The organism is Nannocystis sp. RBIL2 (assembly GCF_026626745.1).
GTDB lineage: Bacteria > Myxococcota_A > Polyangia > Nannocystales > Nannocystaceae > Nannocystis.
In genome coordinates, this window is the sequence record NZ_JAPNJW010000002.1 from 4257399 (window position 1) to 4279052 (window position 21654).

Consider the following 21654-nt stretch of genomic DNA (forward strand, 5'->3'; position numbering starts at 1 on the left):
ATGTCCTGTCCGCCCCCGTCTTCCGCATGCTTCCCGCTCCCCTCTCGGAGCTCAGGAACACCGATCCCCGCCCGCGCTGTCAAGCGCCGGTCGCGGCGGTGCCCACTGCCCCCAGAGCGGGTGCGCCCGATACCACCAAGAGTGTCGAAATCGCCATAAGCGTGCGGCGGACCGCGTGGTGGTGAGCTCTGATCGAGATCAGACCATGCGCCTCGGAGGTGAAATGATGGACAACGACGAGAACTTGGACAGCGCGGCGCGCTTGTTTGGGACCGGAGGTGCCGAGAGGCGGCTGGTTTACGCTGCAGGTCTCGGGATTCGTTCTACCTTGGAAGCGCTGAGCCCGGCGATACGGTGCAGCTCGACTTCAAGCCCCCGGTGGAGCTGTGGCGCAGGAAATGGGCTGTCGACGACGCAGGAGAGTTAGCGAGCCACGTGGACGTGTAGCCGGCCCGCCCCGCGTAGAGCGAGACGCCGTAAATCGGACGCATACACGTGGACGTGTGCAGGGCGAGCGGTCTATCGTGCAGGATTTACGCGAAGGCCGGCGTCAACGCGCGGACGCCGAAGGTGGAAGTCGAAGCTGGCAAGCGCTGGCGCGACGGGTCCGACCCCCTGGTGAACTTCGCCGAGGTGATAAACATCACCTCGCAACTCTCCTGAAAGTCAAGGCCGCTCAACAGCGTCCTCGGCGCTGTCACGCTAGCGAGCCATGCTCCGCCAGTGTAGTCCGGGCACAGCCGTGCCGACTCGACGGCTCGTCGTACAGGCACAGACGGGGAGTCGGTCGACCGGAATCATCCGATGCGGGCGATTCCGAGAGTTCGGAGGAGTTTGTCGAGACTCCGCGAGCCCTGTTGGCCTGGTCCAAAGGCACGGGCGCGGTCGAAGTCGACGGCCTCGAACAATCGGGGCCCGTCGACGGTCTTCGAGTACTGACGGCCGAGAAGGCGATCGAGCTCAACACAGCCCTTGCGATCGCGGGCCCCCATGCTTCCCTCGAAGCACACAAAATTCGGTGCGACCCGGAATTTTCGGGACGCGAAAAGACCTCTGGCGTCGGCAAGGATCCACGCTTCGAATGTCCGATCCGCTATGACTACATGCACATCAACGGATCCGACCTGGGCGATAATGGCAGAATGAAGCGCCTTGGCGAATTCTCCGGCACATTCCGCACGCTGCTCACGATCGATACATAGGATGACCCTCGCGCGACCGGCTGCGATATGCGCCTTCACTTTAGGAGCAACCATCTTAGCAATCGCTAGGACCGTCATGTGCGAACCTATGCCGTTGAGGTTGGTCGGATGCAGCGGTGGGCAATCGGGAACAAGCTTTTTCTTATGAAGCAGTGGAAGCGCCTTGAACTCCGTTTCCCCTTCGACAATTAGACCGATAGTTGGCTGAACCACGCGAGAGGTGAGTCGCCGGCTCATGCTTCGCTCTCCGGAATCCCACCGAGAGTGCCATCCATCCATACCTCACCGAGTTTTTGTCCGCTCTCAGCCAGAATAGCGCTCAACGCACGCTCCTTCTCAGTGGCAGCTGTCACACGAGTGCCCATCTCCCCGTGATTCTCGACAATGTAAAGAGCTCCAGGATCCTGGATAGCATCAATAAGAGTGGGAGAATGGGTCGTCAGCAGTAGCGGGGCATTTCGAGTGGCGCTCTGAGCTCGCAGCATCAACTTCCGCAAGGCCCATGGATGCAACGCGTTCTCCGGCTCCTCGATCGCCAGCACGGTGTTGTCGCCTGCCCCCTCAAGCACGAGCAGCAGGGCGAGCGCATGCATGACTCCGTCTGAGACATTGCCCTGACCCAGGCCTTCGTCGATGTGCTTTTCCTTGAAGCGCAACGCAACCTGCCCCGGCAAAAGGTGAACGGTGTCTATGTCCTCGATACGAGGGTAGACTTCCTGAAGTCCAGTCAAAACGCGCTTGAAAACAGCAGATGTTTTTCGCAGTCGCTCGACAGCGAGCGGTAGTCCTTCCCCTGCAGTACCGATCAATCGACCGTGTCGAGATCCTTGCAGGTAGGCGTCACTACGGAGGGCCGATGCATCGAGGCGGAGCCGAGTGACCGGCAGAAGTGGACCTATACCAAGCAAGCGGGGCAAAATATTGAGGAGGAGACTCCGCGTCCCCTCGGTCTTCCACCTATTTACCCATTCCAAGAATCCGTGAGGCTCGTCGATGACGGTGCCTTCATCGATACGCTTGACGACGTCTTTCTCGCAGATAACCACCAGGTCTTTCTTCCTTGGAGAAGACAGGCGGAATTCCTGGCGGTCAATCTTTACGTCTCCAGCCACCTCACCTCCGCTGAGCCGGATGTCCACAGTCATCCTAAGGGGGGAATGGGACCAGCGATAGGAATGGACGTTCGAGGACAGAGCGAAGCGGATATAGCGGCACCTCCTCTTGGCACGTCGCACAAGGTGGTCGTACCCTCCATGCAGTTCGATCGGCTCAGTCACCCCCTCGGATAGGATATCCAGAAATATGGAAAGAGCTTGGAGGATATTTGTCTTACCTGCGCCGTTCGGCCCCACGAACACCATCAATGGATGGAGATCGAGCTTCAGGTGCTTGATGGATTTAAAGTTCTCAACTTCAAACCATGAGGGCCCGAGTGTTTCGAGGGCATCGACGGTCTCGAAGCCCGTGAGCTCATCGCGCCAGCCACGAATGGCTGCGGCACGTCTATTCGCAGTGCTATCGGCGAGGCCCGCATACTTTCTGATCCGCTCCGCGATATTTGATAAGTCTGGAGGCGCAGAGCCAAAGAGTCCCGGCGCGAGGCGCTGGACGAGCTTGGATGTTTCCAGGACCTGCGTCCACGCGGCCGCCTGCTTGGCCTTCGACCTCGCGGCAATGACACGCTTGCCGGCGGCCGTTAGGGACCAGGTATCCCCCTCGTGAGTGGCAAGGTCGAGAAGCTCGGCAGCATGGAGGGCGTACGCCAACGCCCGCGGCTGAAAGCCAGTTTGTTCTTGCAGAGCGACGCGAGTTAAACCGCCCTCGGCTAGCCCAGCGAGGGCCGAACGGATGTTAGCGAGGCTGGCCTGCGGAACTTCGAGCGCCATGGGTCGCCGGAGGATACCATAGTCAGCGGAGCCGAGCAGACAGGTACCCGGGCGGGTATGCCCGCGACTGCGGCACGAACGCCCGCTTCTCCGTCCGTCCTGTTCGAGATGACCGTCCCTCCGTCAGCCCACACGCGCGCACCGCGCCTGTTCTCCCGAAGCGACTGCCTGGCCGTGCTGGCTAGAGGGCGAGAGCGGCTGGTCGTCAGCGGGCCGCGAGCCCCGCGAGGAACTCCGCGACCTCCTTGCGCCGCTTCGACTTCGCGTGGGCGGCGGCGGTCTTGCCCTTGTCGTCGACCGCGTCGACGCGGGCCCCGGCCGCGAGCAGCCGCTTGACGAGCGCCATGCTACCGAACGCCGCGGCCATCATCAGCGGCGTCTCGCCGTACCACGGCACGTTGGGGTCCGCGCCGGCGCGCAGCAGGCTCTCGAGCATCAACAGGTAGTCGGCCTCGGGCGCGTGGTCGGAGAAGCTCGAGCTGTTGAGCATGGACGCGATGATGCTCTCGGGCGTGCCCCACTTGCCGTCGAGCAGCGGGGTGGCCCCGCGCTCGAGCAGGAGCGCGACGATGCTGGCCGCGTTGGCGCTCAGCGCATAGCCGAGGATCCGGCCCCCGCTCGGGCCGAGGGTGTTGGCGTCGACGCCGGCGTCGAGGAAGGCGCGCACGACGTCGGTGTGCTGGTTCTGCATCGCCGGGATGATGAGCGGCTCGTCGTATTGATTGCGCACGTCGAGCAGCGACTTGTCGGCCGCGAGCAGGCGCGACACCGTCGCCGCGTCGCCGGCCTCGACCGCCGCGAACAGCTCCTCCTGCGGCTTCGAGCCCGTCTTGCGCACCTTCCGGCGCTCGAGGAACCCCGATTCGTCGAACGCGAGCGAGCCGTCCTGCAGGGAGTTGCGGTAGTCGACGAGGTACGCGGCGATGTTCTCGGCGAGGGGGCCGAGCGGGCCCTCGGTCTTCTCCCACTTGACGATCTGGCCCCTGGCGCCGTTCGGTCCCGGGTCCAGGTCGGCGCACATCAGGTTGCCGCCGCCGTCCTCGGCGATGGGGATGAAGCCGCGGCTCCACCACACGAAGCGGATGCTGCCCGCGTCCTTGTCGAGCGCGCGCGGCTTGGCCTTCTTGAACGCGCCCTCGTCGACGAGCTCGTTGAGGCCGGTCCACCGGTCGTATGCCAGCGGCAGGTCGAGCAGCGTGTACTCCATGAAGGACCGGCTCGGGTGCCCGAGGCCGCCGGCGAAGTGCGCCTTCAATGTGTCCTCGAAGGCCTCCCCGTACTCCTCTTCCCAGCGGGCCTGCGCCGCGCTGGCGTCCTTGGGCGCGCGAGGCGGCTCCGGGCGGAAGTTCTCCGTGTCGTTCTCGGCGAACCAGTTGTCCACGAACTGCCAGTGGTCGGCCATGATGTCGCGCAGCGTCGCGACGTGATCGCTGAGCCCCGGCGTCTTCTTCGCGGCTGTCTTCTTCGCCGTCGATTTCTTCGCGGCTGTCTTCTTGGCGGCAGTCTTCTTCGCGGCAGTCTTCTTCGCCGCCGTCTTCTTCGCCGCCTTGGCCGTGGCTTTCTTCGCCGCCGCCTTTTTTGAAAATGCCGTCTTCGACGCGGATGATTTCGCCTTCGCCGTCTTCTTCATCGAATCTCCCGGGGCTCGGTTTGGGGGTGGATGCCGAGTTGGATCTCAGTGACGATGCAGCGAAACGTGTTCTACGAGATGAGCGGCGAGGATGGCAAGCGCTCGCGCGGCGTACGGCCAATCCGCGTCCGTGTCGCGGCGCTCTGGTCCGCTCCCCCGGGGCTGCGTCCAGGCGCTTCCCGATGACGACGAGCGTGCCCCCTCGTGACCGCGTCACGAGGGGGGAATCATGCGCTGCACGCCGAGCGAGGCCCGGCGACGCGCGCACATCGTCCGACACGGGCGCGGCTCATTCCCAGCACAGCGGGACTACGATCGGCTCGCGCATCGTGAAGTCGAGCTCGTCGAGCTCGATGACCTCGAACGACTCGTCGGGCCACACCAGGTTGCCGTTGCACGACGCGAAGTAATGCGAGTCCTCGAGGCGGATCTTCGTATAACCCGGGTGGCCGGCCCACATCAGCGCGTTGGACAGCGGCGCGCCGCGGCCCTGGTCCTCGCAGATGTTCTCGCGGCAGCGGGTGCGGCGGAACACCACCCCGTCGCTCCCGGCGTAGTCGGAGAAGCAGCCGTTCCCCATCCGGATCGCGTCGACGTCCTCGACCACGCCGAGCGCCAGGTCGCCGTCGAAGATCACCCCCACCCCCGACGGCGAGTTGTTGCCGTCGATCATGCCGCGGCGGATCTCCACGTCCACCGACTGGTAGATGTTGACGTTGTCCTCGGGCCACGAGCTGGCCTGCGGGTTTATCACCGAGAAGTCCTCGAGCACCCCGCCGTTCGACTTGTCGAACTGCACCAGCTGCCCGCGCGGGAACGGCCCGCGGAAATCATGGCCCTCGAGGAAGCTCAGCTCCGCGTCCGGGCACTCCACGAGGTAGATCCCGCTCGAGCCGCGGACCAGGCGGGCGCCGGTGACGACCGGGCGGGCCGAGCCGTAGCACTCGATGTTGTTGAGGCCGTCCGACGGGTTTTGCCCCTCGGCGGGGGCGCCGGTGTGCTCGATCGCCACGTTCTCGATGTGGATGTCGTCCGAGCCGCCGCCGATCGCGATCCCCGGCCCGCCGGCGTGCTCGATCCACACGTTGCGGATCGTGACCCCCGCGTGGCCCTCGACCGTGATCGCCGGGCCGCGGGTCGACACGATGTGCAGGTTCTCGATCACCTGGTCGTCGGCCTCGACGACGATCGGCCCGCTCTCGCCCAGCACGCAGGCGGGCAGGTCGCCCGTGGTCGACGTGCCCGTCCCGGTGCTCGGATCGGTGCTCGCGGCGGAGGTGGTCTCCGTGGTCTCGGCCGTGGTCGCGCTGGTCGTCGTCGGCTCGAAGGTCGTCGCGGTGGAGCTCGTGGTCGGGTCCGCAGCGCCGCTCGTGCCGGTGGTGTCGGAGGTCGACGCCTCGACGGTGGTGCCGCCGCTGGTCTCGGAGCCGCTGCCCGTCTCGCCCGCCGGGGCCCCACCACCGCACGCAGCGGCGCCGAGGATCGCCGCGGCGATCAACGTCCCTTGCGGGGCTCGTCTTGCGTTGAAAAGCCGGAGAGAAATCATCGGGGGATGCTAGTGGAGTCGGGCTTTGATTGCACCCCCACGAATGCGTACAGCGCCGGCGCGAGGCCGCGCAGCGGCGATCATGGGGGCGCTCGGGGGCCCGACGGCTCCGACTCGGGGTGGCCCGGCTACGGCCGACCTCTCGCGGGATTCTCGGTGATTGATAGCAGTCACCGCGCGACTGCCGACAAATTCACGCCCCGCGCGACTACTCCGCCGCGGCGACCTTCTCGATCCCCGCCACGCGCGGCCAGCCGAACAGGCCCGGGCGCACCACGAGGACCACGCGATCGCCGACGGCGAGGCCGACCACGTGCGGGTTCAGGCGCGAGACCTCGATCTCGTCGCCGCCTGCACGGAAGTCGCGGAACACCAGCGCGTCCGCCCCCTTGCGCGCCCTCGCCTCGCGCAGCACTTCGGACGGGTGGCGCTCGAGCGGTCCGCCGCCGAGGAACGCGTTGGCCAGCAGCCCGGCCGCCAGGACCCACAGCGGCGGCGCGATCGCCACGAACCAGAAGCCCGCCGAGCGCGCTCGGACCATCGGCGGCGTGCGCCAGACCAGCGCCGCGACCACCACCCCGGCGGCCAGGAGCACGAACCACGGGCCCCGGTCGATCGTGTCGGCCACGCGCCACGCGACGATCGCCGGGCCGATCGCGGCCAGCAGCACCAGGTACATGCGGATCGAATCGGAAGAGGAGCTCGCCACGGCCGCGCCTAGCGTGCCGAGCCGACGCGGGCCCCGTCAAGCCCGGTCGTATACGCCCGCCCTCGCCTTTCCGGGGCCGCTCCCGTCCGCGGCACGGTCGCAAGGGTCGACCTCGCCCCTCCGTCGCACGACCCCGGCCCGTATGTCGACACCCCTCCTCTCGGGCCTCGCTCCAATGAGCGGAGCCCTGCCGGCCGCCCGGTCGCTCGCCGCCGTCACGACTGCTGACATCGATTGTCGGTCCCGGGCGCCGCCACCGCCGCATCCACGCTCTCGCGTCGGCCAGCCGGAGGCGCGTGCCGCGACCGGCACTGCGAGGATTCGCCGGTCCGCGGCTCGCTACGCGGGCAGAGCCGCGTGGACGGGCGCGATCCTGCGCCTACGATGTGATCGTTGTCGACGGCTCCGATGTCGCCCACGGCGCCAGCTTGTCGCCTCACCGGCCGGCGCTAGCATGCAAATCAGCGCAGTCTGCTCTCCGTCGGCCCACGTGTGAATAGTTTAGCGCGGGGGTTTGCGGGCTCTACCGTGGAAGCGAGGCCGGAAGTGCCGCCGCGAGAACGCATCTTGGTCGATTGCAAGGACGTCGAACACTCGGCCGCTCGCGCGTGGCTTGCGACGTGGCTGGCGATCGCCGCGCTCGTGGTCGTGGCCTGTCAGCCGGGCCCGGGCGAGCGAGACCAGGTCGCCGAGCTGGGCGACGAGCTCGACAATGCTGTCTTTCGCGACCGCGTCGTCGCCGTCGTGCGTGGCGTGGCTGCGGGCGAGCCAAACACCCCCTGCGCCTTGCCCCCGACCGCCGAGCAGCCGCTCCGCGTCGCAGTCTCGCTGTACGACGGGGGCGCGGTCGTGGGCCGCGGGACCGCGACCCACGACGAGCTGTGCGTCTCTTTAAAAGAGGCCGCCGGGCTGGCCCTCGCGGCCTCCGGCTACGATAGCGAGCGCGTGGAGCAGGCGCGCTTCGTCGTCGAGCTCGTCGACCTCGAGTACGCCCTGGTCGAGCACGACGGCCACGGCGTGGAGCTCGTCGGCGGCCTCGTGCCCGCGCGCGTGCTCGACCGCGACATGGTGCGCCGGCGCATCGACGAGGGCACCGCGTACCTCTTGCGCGTGATGGATCCCGAGCTCGGCGGCGTCCACAAATACTATCACGCGCCCACTGACAGCTTCGACGACCGGCTGCACACCATCTACACCGCCTCCACCCTCTACACCTTGCTCGCGGTCTACGCCCGCGACCGCGACGAGCGCCTGCGCCAGCCGATCGAGCGCGCCGCCGGTTTCTTGCTGTCGATGCAGCGCGTCGCCCCCGGCCAGCCCGCCCACGGCGCCTTCCACTACTCCCTGGACCTCCGGCGGCACGAGCGAGAGCCGCGGTTCGTCGTCGGCACCACTTCCAAGTCCATCTTTACCTTGATCGATCTGCACGCCTTCAGCGGCGACCCGGCTTACCTCGACGCCGCCCGGCTGGCCGCCGACTGGCTCTTGACCATGCAGGACGAAGGCGGCCGCGTCGCGTCGGAGCTGCGCCTCGACGCCGATGGCGCGTGGAGCGTGGCGGAGCAGGAATCATTGCTCTACACCGGCCAGGTGCTCTCGGCGCTGTCGCGCCTGTACGAGGTCACCGACGACCCGCGCTACCGCGACGCCGCCGCGCGCACCGCCGGCCGGCTCGCCGACAGGACGGAGCGCGAGGGGTGCTACCTCGGCGACGATTATCGTCAGCCCAACCCGATCTCGAGCTCGTGGGTGGTCCTGTCCTTGTTCGACTTCGCCCGCGCCGGCGACGACCCGGCGATTCGCAAGGTCGTGTACGATTGCGCGGACGAGCTGCTCGCGCAGCAGATCGACGACCCCGCCGACGTCTACCGCCATGGCCGCTGGCAGGCCTCGCTGTCGAGCAGCGGCAACGGCTGGCTGGCCGAGGTGCTCTCCGAGCTCTACCTCGATTGCCCTCGCGGCGACGGCGACGGCTGCGCCCGGTTTCAGGGCGCAGTGATCCTGCTGTTCCGTCTGCTGACGCAGTACACCTATTCGCCGGCGAATTCGTTCATGACGAAAAACCCGGCCATGGCAGAAGGCGGCCTGTTCTGGAACCCGCAGGAACGTTACGTGCGCACCGACTCGGTCTGCCACGCCATGAACGCCTACGTGTTCATGGTCGACCGATTGGCCGCCGGCGTCCTCGTCGAGCTGCCCGAGCCGCCCTTGGCCGAGCGCCTCGGGCTCGCCGCGCGCTCGGGCCGGGTCGTCGACGAGGTCGACCGCGGGGCCGAGGAGGAAGACGAGTTCGCTGCCGAGACCGTCGAGTGACGCGCTGCCCGGCGGCGGGTCTGTTCACGACAGGAGAATGAAGATGCAAAGGTCACGAGGGTTCATGGTGCTCACCCTGACGTTTTTGGCCGCCGGGCTACCCGGCTGCGCATGGCAGCCGCCCGGCGCGTCCGTCGACGTCACGGCCGGCGACGAGACTGGCAGCCAGGAGCGCGAGGGCATCTCCCCCGAGCTCGTCCGCGCCGATTCGTGTGGCGACGTCGCGGCCAACCTGAAGGGCAAGATCGTTCAGGCCATGGAGGCGCGCTTGCAGGCCAACCTCGACCGCGCGGTGCTCGCGGCCACCTACACCTGCGAGGAATACGGCGAGGAGGAAGAGGAAGAAGAGGAGGAGGAAGAAGAGGCCGACGCCGGCGCGACGGCCAGCGAATATTCGGGGACCAATGTGCAGGTGGCGGACGTCGACGAGGCCGACTTCGTCAAGAACGACGGCGGCTATTTGTACGTCCTCGGCGACGGCCGCTTCCGGGTCCTGGACGCCTGGCCCGCGGACCAGGCCCACGCGCTCTCCACCTTCCCGATCAAGGGCACCCCGAAGCGAATGTACGTCCACGAGGACACCGCGGTCATCTACTCCTCCCTCGAGGAGCTGGACCAGCCGTCGCCCGACGACCCGTGGAACAGCGGCGGCGTGGTGGATAACGAGTGTACCTACGGCTACGATTGTGACTTCACCGGCGACGGGCACAAGCTGCAGATCACCGTGCTCGACCTCGCCGATCGCGCCAAGCCGCGCCTGCGGCGCGAGATGGTGTTTGGTGGCTCGTATCTGAACTCCCGGCGCGTCGCCAAGGATGTCCACACCGCGGTGGTGTTCCCCGAGCTCGACGTCCCCGACCTGTCCTACTGGCCAGACGCGCTGCCGGTCACCTGGTGCGGGCTGAAGGAGCACGGCGTCTCGGTGCCCGAGGTGCAGGCGCTGTTCGACAAGCTGCGCCTGGCCAACCTGAAGCTCATCGACGCGACCCCGGCGACCGAGCTCCTGCCGTCGGTCCGCGACGTCCGCTACCTCGACGGCGGCGGGCTGCAGGTGACCGAGGGCCCGCTGTCGTCCTGCGACCAGGTGTACCTCTCGCAGTCCAGCGACACCCGCGGCTTTTTGTCGCTGGTCTCCTTCGCCATCGGCGAGGTGGCTCCGCCCGGAGCCAGCACGATCATGAGCCGCCCCGGCGCGGTCTACGGCTCGAAGGACTCGCTCTACGTCGCGGTGAGGCACGCCCAGGAGGCGGGCCAGGCGTGGTTCTCGGGCCTCGGGGACGGCGTGAACGAGGCCACCAGCGTCCACAAGTTCGCGCTCGAGCCCGGCGGCGCGGCCGCAGCGTACGCCGCCAGCGGCGTGGTCAAGGGCCGCATTTTGAATCAATTCGCGATGGACGAGCGCCACGGCACGCTGCGGATCGCCACCACCACCGGGCACCTCCCCGACCCGGCGGTCCACAGCACCGTCACGGTGCTGAGCGAGCACGGCTCGCAGCTGGTGGAGCTCGGCAGGGTCGACAACCTGGCCCCGAGCGAAGACATCCGCTCGGTGCGCTTCCGCGGCGACATCGGCTTCGTCGTGACCTTCAAGAAGACCGACCCGCTGTTCGTGCTCGACCTCGCCGACCCCGGCGCGCCGAGCATCAAGGGCGAGCTCAAGATCCCGGGCTACTCGACGTACATGCACCTCATGGACGACGACCACCTGCTCACGATGGGCTACGACGCCGACGATCAGGGCGACTTCGCGTGGTTCCAGGGCCTCCAGCTGCAGGTCATCGACGTGGCCGATCTGGCGCACCCCGAGGTGCTGGACAAGGAGGTGATCGGCACCCGCGGCTCGACGTCGGACGCGGCCACGGATCACCTGGCGTTCACCTACTTCAAGGCGCGCGACCTGCTCGCGGTGCCCATGACCATCTGCGAGGGCGGCGGCGGCGGTAACTACGGCGACATCATGACCTTCAGCGGCCTCCTGGTCTACCGCGTGACGGTGGACGGCGGCTTCGAGCTGCTGGGCGGCGTGCCCCACGAGGAGCCCGAGACGCCGCAGGCGTGGAGCGGCAAGTGCAACAATTGGTGGACGGACTCCGCGTCGAAGGTCAAGCGCTCCGTGTTCATGGAAGACTGGGTGTTCTCGATCGCCCTCGATCGCATCAACGTGGCGCACCTCGACGATCTCGCGCACCCCACCGCGTCGATCCCGTTGACGGGTAAGTGATGGCAGAGCGCCGGCGGTCGCTCGCGGCCGCCGGCGTCCTGCGTCGCGGCGATCCAGCGTGGCGTCGCCGGGCGCAGATCGTGCCCTTCGCCGAGTCGGAGGCCTCCGGAGAGGCCGCGGGGCCTGCGCTACCGCTCTCGTCGCGCGGGTGAACCTGAGCGCGGCAGTGGACGGCCTGAGCGAGCGCCTCGAGGAGACCTTGGCGGTCGTGCGCGATGCGACCCGCGATGCGAGCGTGGACGAGCGCGAAACGGCGCTCGAGAGGGCGCGTCGCCGACCCGCCGATCTGCTTCGCACGTCGCTCGAGCCTCGCCTTGACGCCGCAGAGGCCGGACCAATACGGTGTTGCCGTCGGCGATGCCCGCCGACGGCATCTCACCGCGCAAAGAGCGGCCGGCCAGAGGTTACGAGTCATCATGGACCACAAGACATTCGTCGATCAGATGTTCGCCCGCGTCGATATGCTCGACGCCGAGGGCTTCGCGGCCTGCTTCACCGAGCGAGGCAGCTTCCAGTTCGCCAACAATCCGGTGGTGACCGGTCGCGCCGCCATCCAGGACTTCATCGCCGGCTTCTTCGCCGCCATCGGCGGCATCCGCCACCGGTTCGAAAACTGCTGGAGCCTCGGCGACCGCGCCTTCTCCAACGGCTTCGTCACCTACGTGCGCAAGGACGGCAGCGAGCTCACCGTGCCGTGGGCCACCATCTGCCGCTTCGAGGACGGCAAGTTGGCCGAGTACCTCGCGTACGTCGACGCGTCGAAGCTCTTCGCCCCGTGAGGCCCTGGTAGCCCATGGCCAGCGCTTCGCCGGTCACGCGGGCGCCGACTCTCCATCGCATTGCGGGGGTCAGCCTCAAACCTCCTCCCCGCTCTCGATCACCCGATGCACCAGGCCGTACGCCTGGGCCTCGCGCGCGTTCATCCACAGGTCGCGCTCGGTCTCCCGCGTGAGCTTGGCGAGGTCCTGGCCGGTCGCGGCGGCGAAGATGCGGTTCAGTCGCGCGCGCATGGCCGCGATCTGCACCGCCTCGATCTCGATGTCCGCCGCGGCCCCGCGCAGGCCCCCGCTCGGCTGGTGCAGGAGGAAGCGCGTGTTCGGCAGCGCGAATCGGTTCTCTCGCCGCGCGGCGACGAAGATCAGCGCGCCCGCGCTGGCGACCCACCCGCTGCCGATCATCTTGACCTCGGGCCGGATGAAGCGAACCACGTCGTGGATCGTGTCCCCCGACTCGACGTGGCCTCCCGGCGAGTGGATGACGACCCGGATCGGCGCCTCGCTCTCGCTCGCGAGCGCGAGCAGCTGCGCCGTGGTCGCCTGCGCGAGCTCGCTGGTAATCTCGCCGAAGATCAACACCGTCCGGCTCTTCAGCAGGCTTCGGCGCACTTCGTCGGCCAACGCGGGGGCGCGCGGCCGGTCCTCTTGCGGCTCGTTCGGGTCCGGATCGGAGTCCATCATGGCCCCTGCAGCGTCCCGTGACCGCGACCGCCTCGCCATGCCCCGCAGGCGCGTCGTCATGCCCGATCGTCTCGATCGCGTGCGGCCGCTGGACAGGCCGGCCCTGCGCGAGTCACCATGCGGTCATGGCGGACGAGCTCGACGAGCAGCTTCCTCGCGGAGTGGCGGTGTCCCGGCGGCAGGGGGCGCCGCCCTGGCAGGTGGACGCGGGCGAGCGCCCGAGCCTGCACGTCGTCGTGGAGGGCTCGTTCCACCTCGTGCAGCACGAGCAGCGGGTCCTCGAGCTGGCGCCGGGCGACCTCGTGCTCGTCGGCGCCGGCCCACCCGGCGCGGCGCCCTGCGAGCAGCGCTTGCGGTGCCTCCCGTCGCTGCCCGGCGCTCGCTCTTCCCACGCCGAGCTCCTCTCGGCCACGTACGCCGCCGCGCCCGCGGAGCTGCCGGCGCTCGCCCCCGTCGTCCACCTCCCGGCCGCGGACACGCGCGACTCCCCGGGCCTCCTGGCGATCGTCAGCTTGCTGCGCGCCGCGCTGGCGGACCCCGGCGCGGGGCAGGAGGCGCTGGCCCGCTCGCTGCTGCAGCCGCTGCTCGCGTACACCCTGCACAGCCACCGCCGTGCGCTCGCGGCCACCCGCACCGTCGATCGGCGGATCGCCCGCGCGCTCCAGCTCATGCAGGCGAAGCCGACCGAGCGCTGGACCGTCGCGGCGCTGGCCAAGGCGGCCGGCCTGTCCCGCGCCGCGTTCGCCCGGCGCTTCCTCGCCGAGCTCGGCGTCCCACCGCTGCGCCACCTGACCACCATCCGCATGCAGCGCGCAGCCCGGCGCCTCGCCGAGAGCGACGACTCCCTGGCGGCCGTCGCGGCCGAGGTCGGCTACGACTCGGAGTTCGCGTTCAGCCGCGCGTTCAAGCGCCACATGGGCGAGGCTCCGGCCGCGTTCCGCCGCCGCTGCAGCGCCCACGGAGCAGCGCTCGCCCTCCCGGTCGTCTGCGCAGCGGCGTGAGGCCATCGCCCGGCGGCGCGAGGCGACGGATCCGTTTGCAGCGACTCCATCGTGCATTCACAGCACGTGCAATGAGATCAAGGTGCCATGCGGGTGATTTCACCCTGCAGCGAGGCCGAAATTCGGCGCAGCTCGCGGGCACGGCGCCTGTCGATGCCGAGCTGCTCGAGGGATTGCGCGAGGTTAGTCGCGGTCTCCGCGAGCACCGGCAGCGAGGCGTCCGGTGAGGCGCGCAGCAGTTGCATCGCGCGCTCGAACAACGGCAGCGCCAGCGCGGGGTGGCCGAGCGCGAGGTTGGCCCGACCCATGCCCTGCAGCGGGAACGCCAGCGCCGAGGGGCTGGCGGGCGGATGGCGAGAGAGATGGTCGGCAAGCCGCGCGTATGCCGGCAGCGCCTCGCCGCAGCGGTTCAGCTCACACAGGTGATCACCGAGGCTGGTGAGGACCTCGGCGAGATCGAGCGGGAAACCATGGCGATCATGGACGGTGAGCAGCGCCTCGACGATCGGCAAGGCGGCGCTGTGGTCGCCCCGCGCGCGATAGACCTCGGCCAGGATACCGAGGGCGACCACGCGTTCGGGGTGATCGGGCGGGAAGTGGGCGTCGAACACGGCGAGGGCCGCGCGCGCGAGCGCCTCGGCGGCGCCCGAGTCGCCGCTCTCGGCAGCCCCGCGCGCGAGGTAAAGGTCGGCCGAACCGACGCGCGGGCTGCCCGGCCCGTCGATCCGGCTGAAGATCTCGCGGGCCTGCAGGAGGAGACGCCGCGCCGCTGCGAACTCGCCCAGCTCGAGGTGCGTGAGCCCGGTATTGAAGGCGACGGCCGCGGTGGCCGGATGCTGCGGTCCCCAGCGCTCGAGCTGTTCGTCCAGCAGTTCCTGCTGGCTGGCCAGCGCTTCACGCAGCCGGCCGCTCTCGGCCAACGCGTTGGCCAGCTGCTGGCGCGCTTCCACGACCTCCGGGTGGTGGCTCGGCAGTTGCTCCTCGCGGAGCGCTAGCGCCTCGCGACGCAACGCCTCGATAGCGTCGTGGCGCTGCTCGAGGATGGCGATAGCGGCCGCCGTGTCGAGGAGGCTGGCCGCGCCCAGCGGTGAGCGGCCAGGGAGCGCGTCGAGGGCGCTGCGCGCTCGATTGAGCCAGGTGCGCGCATCCTCGGCGTTCCCGCGGTCCCGTGCATGGATCCGGGCCAGCTCGTTCCACAGCTGCCAGACGATCGCGTCGTGCGAGGCGGCGACGGCGAGCGCGTAGGCCTGATCGAGAGTGCCGATCGCCGTACGGCTGTCGCCGAGGTCCTCGGCCTCGATCCGGGCCCGTAGCAACAGCGCCTCCGCCTGGCCGATGCGATCGCCGAGGGCGACGCTGGCCGCCAGCGCCGACGCGACGACCGGCCGCGCGGCGCGACCGTGCCGGATCTGCAGCAGCAGTTGCGCCCGTTCGAGCTCCGCCCCCACCTGTGGCTGCGGAGCGGGGGTCTGGAGCTGCTCGAAGCCCAACCGCTCACACGCCGCGGGATCGGGGAGGGTGGCCAGCCACGTATCGACCGCGGCAATATGGCTGCCGTCGCCCTCGCGCAGCAGCCGGACTCGCTCGGCCAGCGCCTGCCGGCCGCGCTGGAGGCACTGATAGCTGCGCTGTAACGATTCGGCGGAGCGCTCGCGGCGCGCATGGGTGGCTTCGCAGGCGCTCAGCGCGGTCGCGTGCCACTGCGCGACGTAGGCGTCGAAGCCCTCGGAGACGCGCCGCCCCGCGACGTCCTCGTACGAGAAGCCACCAGCCTGCATCTTTCGCGCGAGCTCCTGGCGGCGCTCGGCGTCCCAGATCCCGTCGAACACCGTCGGGTCGCGGAGGCAAGAGGGCGGCGGATCGACCGTCATCCACGCGAGCGACCCGCACAGGGCGACCACGCCCGCGATGCTCACCCCGATGCCGAGCCACCGCCGGCGCGCGCCGGCCTCGAGCGCGACGACCAGGTCGCTCATGCTCGGGAAGCGTCGGCGGGGGTCGTGCGCGAGGCCGCGGTCGAGCAGCCGCCGCAGCCGACGCGGAACCCGGCGCGCCGACGAGTCGGGCGGCGCGCGCGGGGCAAACGTCACGGGATCGAAGGGAAGAACTCCGTATACCGCCTCGAACAGCGTGATGCAGAACGAGAACTGATCGCTGCGCGCGTCAGGCCGGTTGCCGCGGTGCTCGGGCGACATGTACGCCGGCGTGCCGGCTCCGAAGCTGCTGCCGGCGGGCGCGTGGCCAGGCGCGGTGGAATCGGCGTGGACGTCGGGCAGGGTCGGCGCCGACGGTCCGGCCTCATCGGCGCCGCGCGCCAGCCCGAAGTCGGCCAGGCGGACGCGGCCGTCTTGCCCGACCAGGATGTTGCTCGGCTTGATGTCGCGATGCACGAGTCCGGCCGCGTGCGCGGCCTCCAACCCGCGTCCGGCAGCGACGAAGACGGCGAGGATACCGGTCAGGGGCCGGGCCTGCGCTTTGAGCCAGGCGTCGAGCGTGACGCCGTCGACCAGCTCCATGACGACGAAGACGCTGTCGTCGACCTCGCCGACCTCGTACACCTGGACCACGTTCGGGTGCGATAGTCGGGCCTGCGCGCGCGCCTCGGCCAGCAGCCGGGCCCGTTCGCTGGCTCGTCGACCGGGCTCGCGGATCACCTTGAGCGCGACCCGCCGGCCGAGCTTGTCGTCCTCGGCGGCGTAGACGACCCCCATTCCGCCGCGACCGAGGATGTCGAGGACGCGGAATCGGCCGATGTAGATCGGCTCGTTCTCCTCGCCGAACAGACGCGCGCTGATCCGGCGAAAGATCGCCTCCTGCTCGAGCAAGCACGTGGCCTGGGTGGCGAACGTGGCGTCGTCGGGGGTCGACAGCATCGCGTGTGCTTCGCGTCAGATCCGCTTGACGCGGACCTTGATGATGATGCGCGGCGGGGCCTGGTCGTCGTCGAAGTCCCAGCCCCAGGTCGTGCCGGTGGCGGCCGGCGCCTGGACGATCAGCACGAGGCCTGCGGCGCTCCGCGTCTCGTACTCGCCGCCGTTGCCGGCCCCGCACCACGCATCCAGCCTGAGCGTACGAGCGGCAGTGCCCGGCTTGGGAAGGAACTTGATCTCGGTGGCCGTCGCGGACGCCACCTCGGCTGCAACGGCACGGACGAGGTTGTTGCTCGTCGGCCCGTCGTAGCATTCGCCCGAACTGTTGTAATAGAGAATGAGCCCGCTGGTATATTCGAACGGTTTAAAGTCGAACTCGACGCAGTCTGCCATATTCTCCCCATCTCCCTGAACGCCAATCATCGCCGGCGCGAGCGACCGTCGCCGCGCCCCGAACGGTAGTGTCTCTCGCGGCGCGTTCCGTCAGGCTAGCCGAATTTCCCGAGCTTCTGCTATGATGCCTGATTGATGTCGAGCGATCTCGAACTCCTCAAAGGGTGGCGTGCCGGCGATCGGGCGGCGGGCAACGAGCTGTTCAAGCGGCACTATAAGCCGATCTATAACTTCTTCCGCAACAAGGTCGACGACGGCATCGAGGATCTCGTCCAGCGGACCTTCCTCGCCTGCCTCGAGGCGGCGGAACGCTTCCGCGAAGAAGCCTCCCTGCGGACATTTCTGTTCGGAATCGCTCACAATCTGCTGCGAGACCGCTTCCGGCGAAGTCGTCGCGCCGGAGAGGCCGTCGACATCGAAACACAGTCGGTGGTCGATCTCGGCGCCAGTCCCACGTCGGTGATGGCAGCGCGCGACGAGGAGAATCTACTTGTGCAGGCGTTACGCCGGATCCCGGTCGCGGCGCAGGTCATCCTCGAGCTCTATTTCTGGGAGGACATGACGGGGGCCGAGATCGGCGCGATCCTCGGGGTGCCCGAGAACACCGCGCGCAGCCGCCTGCGCCGGGCCAAGGAGCAGCTCGCGGAAGTCATGGAGAAGCTGCAGGCGAGCCCGGAGCTGCTCGCTAGCACGCTGTCGAACATCGAGGCGTGGGCGGGCGGGCTGCGCGACCAGCTCGGCGCGGCCGCGCGCAGGTGAAGAATCATCCGGACCCGGGGACAAAATCGCCGGCGCCGGACACTACCACCGCATGCCGACTGAGCTGTTCGAGGCGCTCACGGGCCTCACGATCGCTGATATCGCGCGAGAGCTGCGCTTCCGCGGCGTCGAGGACGGGCCGACCCCCGGCCTCGTCACGCCGCCGCCGCCGCCGGTGCGCGAGCGCCTGCGTCGCTTCGCCACCAAGGACCTCCTGGCCGGGCTGGACATCGACACGCGCGTCCTGTTCGTCACCATCTATCGCGCCGACAATCGCAAGGACGTGCGCGAGTTGACCGCGAGCGGGCAGCTCCGGGTGGCAGAGGCCACCGCCGCCGTTTTCAACACCGCCGACATCTACTCGACCGGCTACGCGAGCGTCCGCCTGCACACCCAGAAATACGGCCTGTCGCTCAACCTCTGCCCGAGCGAGCGCTTCTTCGACCAGGAGTGCGGGGCCCGGGCCACCGCCGTGCTCGTGGCGCCTCAGCTCGTCGCCACCTCGGCGCACGTGCTCGTCAGGGCGAAGGGCGCGGAGGACCTGCACTTCGTCTTCGGCTTCCACGCGCGCTGGGACGGCAGCACGATTACCGAGTTACCTGCCAGCGACGTCTACCAGGGGTACGAAGTGGTCGGGATGCACCTCGACGAGGAGCGGGGCATCGATTGGGCGGTCGTGCGATTGAACCGAGCCGTCAAGGGCCGCCTTCCGGCCGTCATTCGACGCAAGGGCCGGATCGAGGACCAGCGCGGCGTATACGTGATCGGGCACCCGTGCGGGCTGCCGGCCAAGTTCGCCGACGACGCGCGGGTGCGTGAAAACGACGACGTAGCGCTCTTCTCCGCCGATCTCGACACCTACGCGCAGAACAGCGGCTCGCCGGTGTTCGACGCCGAGACGGACGTGCTCGAGGGGCTCCTCCGCGGCGGAGAGCGGCGCGACTGGCCGGAGCTCTCGCAGTGCCGCACGTCGGTCGTCTTGGACGCGCCGGTCGGCCGCCTCAAGCAGTGCGTCCGGGCCACGCTGTTCGAGCACCTGATCCCCGAAAAGATCGCCTGACCAGCGCGTGACCTGCAACCGGAGCGGCGTCGCACCCGACGTCGCCAGATACGTCGCGGCCGTGAACGCCGCGACAAGGAGAGTGAGCATGGTAAGTATCCAGAGGATCAGCGGCACCTATTGTGAAATACTTCCGGCCGGCGACGCCCGAGCGCCGCACGAGCTACGCCTCGACATCGACGGCGACTGCCCTCAGATGGCCGCCAGCGGGACGCTCCGGCGGCCCTTCGCGGAGGACGTGTACTGGTTGGCTCACCCGCTCGCGCGCGTCGACGACCGGACATGGCGCGGCCCCGTGGTCCTGAGCGAGCCGACCACCGTCGGTTACGATGCGGTCGAGTTGCGCCGCGTCGACGGGCCGGACGACGACGCGTCGCTGGTCGATCTGACGCTGCTGCGCGCCGGCCAGATCGTCGCCGAGCACCGCCACGTACGGCGCGGCGCGGCCTTCGTCGCCGTCGAGTTCGAGCTCGACTACGTCGCCGGCGTCGAACCGGTGCTCGGCATCCGAACGCACGCGCACCCGCACCGCCCCGCGAGCCTTCCGGACGAGGAGTTGACGCTGGTCGGGGCGTTCGCCCGGGCCGGCGTCGAGGTGACGACGACGAGCGGCGACGGGCTGGTGCCGCTGAAGGGCGCGGGCGCCGACGAGCTGTGGAGCGACGGCGAGCTGCACGACGCGATGCAGACCTACTGGAGCCGCTTCGCCGATCGACCGCAATGGGCGCTGTGGGTGTTCTTCGCCGGGCTGCACCGCGACGGCGACGGCCTCGGCGGCATCATGTTCGACGACATCGGCCCCAACCACCGTCAGGGCGCCGCCATCTTCCACGATTCGTTCATCAGCAGGGCGCCGGCCGGCGATCCGAACCCGGCGGCGTGGGTTCAGCGGATGCGCTTTTGGACGACGGTGCACGAGATCGGCCACGCGTTCAACCTGGCGCACTCGTGGGAGAAGCAGCTCACCGGCTATCCACTGCCCTGGCTGCCCGTGGCCAACGATCCGCGCGCGAGGAGCTGGATGAACTATCCGTACAACATCGAGCCGACCGGCGAACGTTTCTTCAGCGACTTCGAATTCGCGTTCGCCGCCGACGAGCTGCTGTTCGTTCGCCACGCTCCGCGGCGCTTCGTCCGCATGGGCGACGCGAGCTGGTACGACAACCACGGCTTCTCGCGCCTGCTCCCCGCCCCCGGGCTCGAGCTCAGCCTCCACGTCGGCAACAGCCGGCTCGAGTTCCTCGAGCCGGTGGTCCTCGACGTGCGCCTGCGCAACGCTGGGCCCGAGCCGGTGACGCTCCCCGCGGCGCTGCTGCGCAGCCTCGACAGCCTGAGCGTGGTCCACAAGCGCATCGGCCGCCAGGCGCGCCGGCACATCCCGTTCGCCACGTACTGCGGCGACGAATCCGAAGTCACGCTCGCGCCCGGGCAGAGCATCACCGAGGCGCTGTACGTCTCGGCCGGCCGCAACGGCTTCGACATCAGCGCGCCCGGCCGCTACTGCTTGCAGGCGGCCGTGCTGCTGAAGGGCGACACGGCCGTCGTCTCACCGCCGCTCGAGCTGCGGATCGCCCCGCCCCTGAGCCGTGAGCAGGAAATCGTGGCACAGGACTACTTCAGCGAGGACGTCGCCCGGGTCATGGCCTTCGACGGCTCGACCGTACTCACCCGCGCCAACGACACGTTGCGCGAGATCGCCGAGATGGAGGCGTCGCGCGCGGCGATCCACGCCAAGATCGCGCTGGCGATGCCGCAGGTCCATCCATGGCAGACGATCGACTTCACGCGGCGCGCGCTCATGAAGCACAACGTGGACCCCGAACCGGCCAGCGACGTCTTGCACGAGCTCCTCATCGACCGCGCCCGCGAGGCGGTGCGCTCGCTGTCGTCGACCGATTACCGCCGCTACGGCGACTTCCTGCAGAAGATCCGCGACGCCGACCTGACGAAGGCGAGCCTGCCGATCACGCCGCGGATCAACCAGGCCCTGCGCGAGTACGGCATCGCCGGGGTGCAGTCGCTCGCTGAAAAGGGAGGCCCGGCATGAGCCGCGAGCTCGTCATCGGCGCCTCCATCATCGTCGGCAGCGCGAGCGCTCGCGTGACGACGCTGCGGACCTACAACAGCAAGCACTACCTCGTGACCTGCGGCCACGTGTTCCGCGGCACAGACGAGGTGCGCCGGCCGGGCTCGGACGTGGTCATCGCCCGGCTGTCGAACAACCTGCTCGACCGGCCGCGCTCGGTCGACCTGGCGTTCGCCGAGTTGACCGTGGAGGGGATGGAGATCATGCACCCCAACGCGCAGTGGGAGACGGCCCCGCCGGGCGGCGCTGGGTGGATCGCCCGCGAGGGCCGCAAGCTGCGGCAGACGGTCGTCGACGCGTACCCCGTGTACGACGCGCCATTCTACCCGTCGGGCCCCTACATTCGCACGCGCTTCGCCGGCGAGGAGCCCGGCGACTCCGGCGCATGCCTCCTGCGCGAGGACCTGAGCGAGCGGCGGATCTGCGGGTTGCTCAAGGGCCGGGCCGAGCTCGACGGGCAATGGTTCGGGTTCTACGTGCCGCTCGACGGCCTATTGTGACAGTTCCGGCGAGTGCCGGTC

Annotated in this window: 16 protein-coding genes; 9 read left to right on the top strand and 7 right to left on the bottom strand. The window is 68.9% G+C overall.

Annotation, left to right across the window (positions count from 1 at the left end; all coding sequences use genetic code 11):
- The first annotated feature begins 857 nt into the window (after window positions 1–857).
- Window positions 858–1202: a hypothetical protein gene (locus OV090_RS41850; RefSeq protein ID WP_267710484.1), complete on the top strand. Its 345-nt coding sequence runs from the start codon at window positions 858–860 to the stop codon at window positions 1200–1202.
- 233 nt (window positions 1203–1435) lie between these two features.
- Here OV090_RS41850 and OV090_RS41855 read toward each other — a convergent pair whose 3' ends face one another.
- The 4 genes from OV090_RS41855 to OV090_RS41870 form a co-directional block, all read right to left on the bottom strand.
- Entirely contained in the window at window positions 1436–3088 is a 1653-nt protein-coding gene (locus OV090_RS41855) for an ATP-binding protein (RefSeq protein ID WP_267710485.1), read from the bottom strand.
- Window positions 3089–3293: 205 nt separating this feature from the next.
- Entirely contained in the window at window positions 3294–4718 is a 1425-nt protein-coding gene (locus OV090_RS41860) for an ankyrin repeat domain-containing protein (protein ID WP_267710486.1), read from the bottom strand.
- Window positions 4719–5007: 289 nt separating this feature from the next.
- Window positions 5008–6264 carry a hypothetical protein gene (locus OV090_RS41865; RefSeq protein WP_267710487.1) on the bottom strand — a complete coding sequence of 419 codons (1257 nt, stop codon included), beginning with the start codon at window positions 6262–6264 and terminating at the stop codon, window positions 5008–5010.
- Between the two features lie 208 nt (window positions 6265–6472).
- On the bottom strand, window positions 6473–6973 hold the full coding sequence (locus tag OV090_RS41870) for a hypothetical protein (RefSeq protein ID WP_267710488.1): 501 nt from the start codon (window positions 6971–6973) through the stop codon (window positions 6473–6475).
- Window positions 6974–7519: 546 nt separating this feature from the next.
- Here OV090_RS41870 and OV090_RS41875 point away from each other — a divergent pair.
- From OV090_RS41875 to OV090_RS41885, 3 genes are all read left to right on the top strand, one after another.
- Window positions 7520–9286 carry a prenyltransferase/squalene oxidase repeat-containing protein gene (locus tag OV090_RS41875; protein WP_267710489.1) on the top strand — a complete coding sequence of 589 codons (1767 nt, stop codon included), beginning with the start codon at window positions 7520–7522 and terminating at the stop codon, window positions 9284–9286.
- A gap of 43 nt (window positions 9287–9329) precedes the next feature.
- Complete coding sequence (locus OV090_RS41880) at window positions 9330–11507, top strand: beta-propeller domain-containing protein (protein WP_267710490.1); 2178 nt, start codon at window positions 9330–9332, stop codon at window positions 11505–11507.
- Window positions 11508–11923: 416 nt separating this feature from the next.
- The gene (locus tag OV090_RS41885) at window positions 11924–12286 is read left to right on the top strand and encodes a nuclear transport factor 2 family protein (protein ID WP_267710491.1); all 363 of its coding nucleotides are present in this window, start codon (window positions 11924–11926) and stop codon (window positions 12284–12286) included.
- A gap of 75 nt (window positions 12287–12361) precedes the next feature.
- Here the strand turns inward: OV090_RS41885 and OV090_RS41890 are convergent, their stop codons facing one another.
- On the bottom strand, window positions 12362–12964 hold the full coding sequence (locus OV090_RS41890; RefSeq protein WP_267710492.1) for an ATP-dependent Clp protease proteolytic subunit: 603 nt from the start codon (window positions 12962–12964) through the stop codon (window positions 12362–12364).
- A 125-nt stretch (window positions 12965–13089) separates the two neighbouring features.
- Here OV090_RS41890 and OV090_RS41895 point away from each other — a divergent pair, with 125 nt between their 5' ends.
- Entirely contained in the window at window positions 13090–13965 is an 876-nt protein-coding gene (locus tag OV090_RS41895; protein ID WP_267710493.1) for an AraC family transcriptional regulator, read from the top strand.
- Window positions 13966–14042: 77 nt separating this feature from the next.
- Here the strand turns inward: OV090_RS41895 and OV090_RS41900 are convergent, their stop codons facing one another.
- The gene (locus OV090_RS41900) at window positions 14043–16838 is read right to left on the bottom strand and encodes a serine/threonine-protein kinase (protein ID WP_267710494.1); all 2796 of its coding nucleotides are present in this window, start codon (window positions 16836–16838) and stop codon (window positions 14043–14045) included.
- A gap of 15 nt (window positions 16839–16853) precedes the next feature.
- Window positions 16854–17228, bottom strand: coding sequence for a hypothetical protein (locus OV090_RS41905; protein WP_267710495.1), 375 nt, complete (start codon window positions 17226–17228; stop codon window positions 16854–16856).
- 135 nt (window positions 17229–17363) lie between these two features.
- Between OV090_RS41905 and OV090_RS41910 the strand changes: the two genes are divergently transcribed.
- From OV090_RS41910 to OV090_RS41925, 4 genes are all read left to right on the top strand, one after another.
- Entirely contained in the window at window positions 17364–17987 is a 624-nt protein-coding gene (locus OV090_RS41910; protein ID WP_267710496.1) for a sigma-70 family RNA polymerase sigma factor, read from the top strand.
- Window positions 17988–18039: 52 nt separating this feature from the next.
- A complete protein-coding gene (locus OV090_RS41915; protein WP_267710497.1) occupies window positions 18040–19047 on the top strand; it encodes a serine protease in 1008 nt (335 codons plus the stop codon).
- A gap of 88 nt (window positions 19048–19135) precedes the next feature.
- The gene (locus tag OV090_RS41920; protein ID WP_267710498.1) at window positions 19136–21094 is read left to right on the top strand and encodes a hypothetical protein; all 1959 of its coding nucleotides are present in this window, start codon (window positions 19136–19138) and stop codon (window positions 21092–21094) included.
- Entirely contained in the window at window positions 21091–21633 is a 543-nt protein-coding gene (locus tag OV090_RS41925) for a hypothetical protein (RefSeq protein ID WP_267710499.1), read from the top strand. Before OV090_RS41920 ends, OV090_RS41925 begins: the two co-directional genes overlap by 4 nt.
- The last annotated feature ends 21 nt before the right edge of the window (window positions 21634–21654 follow it).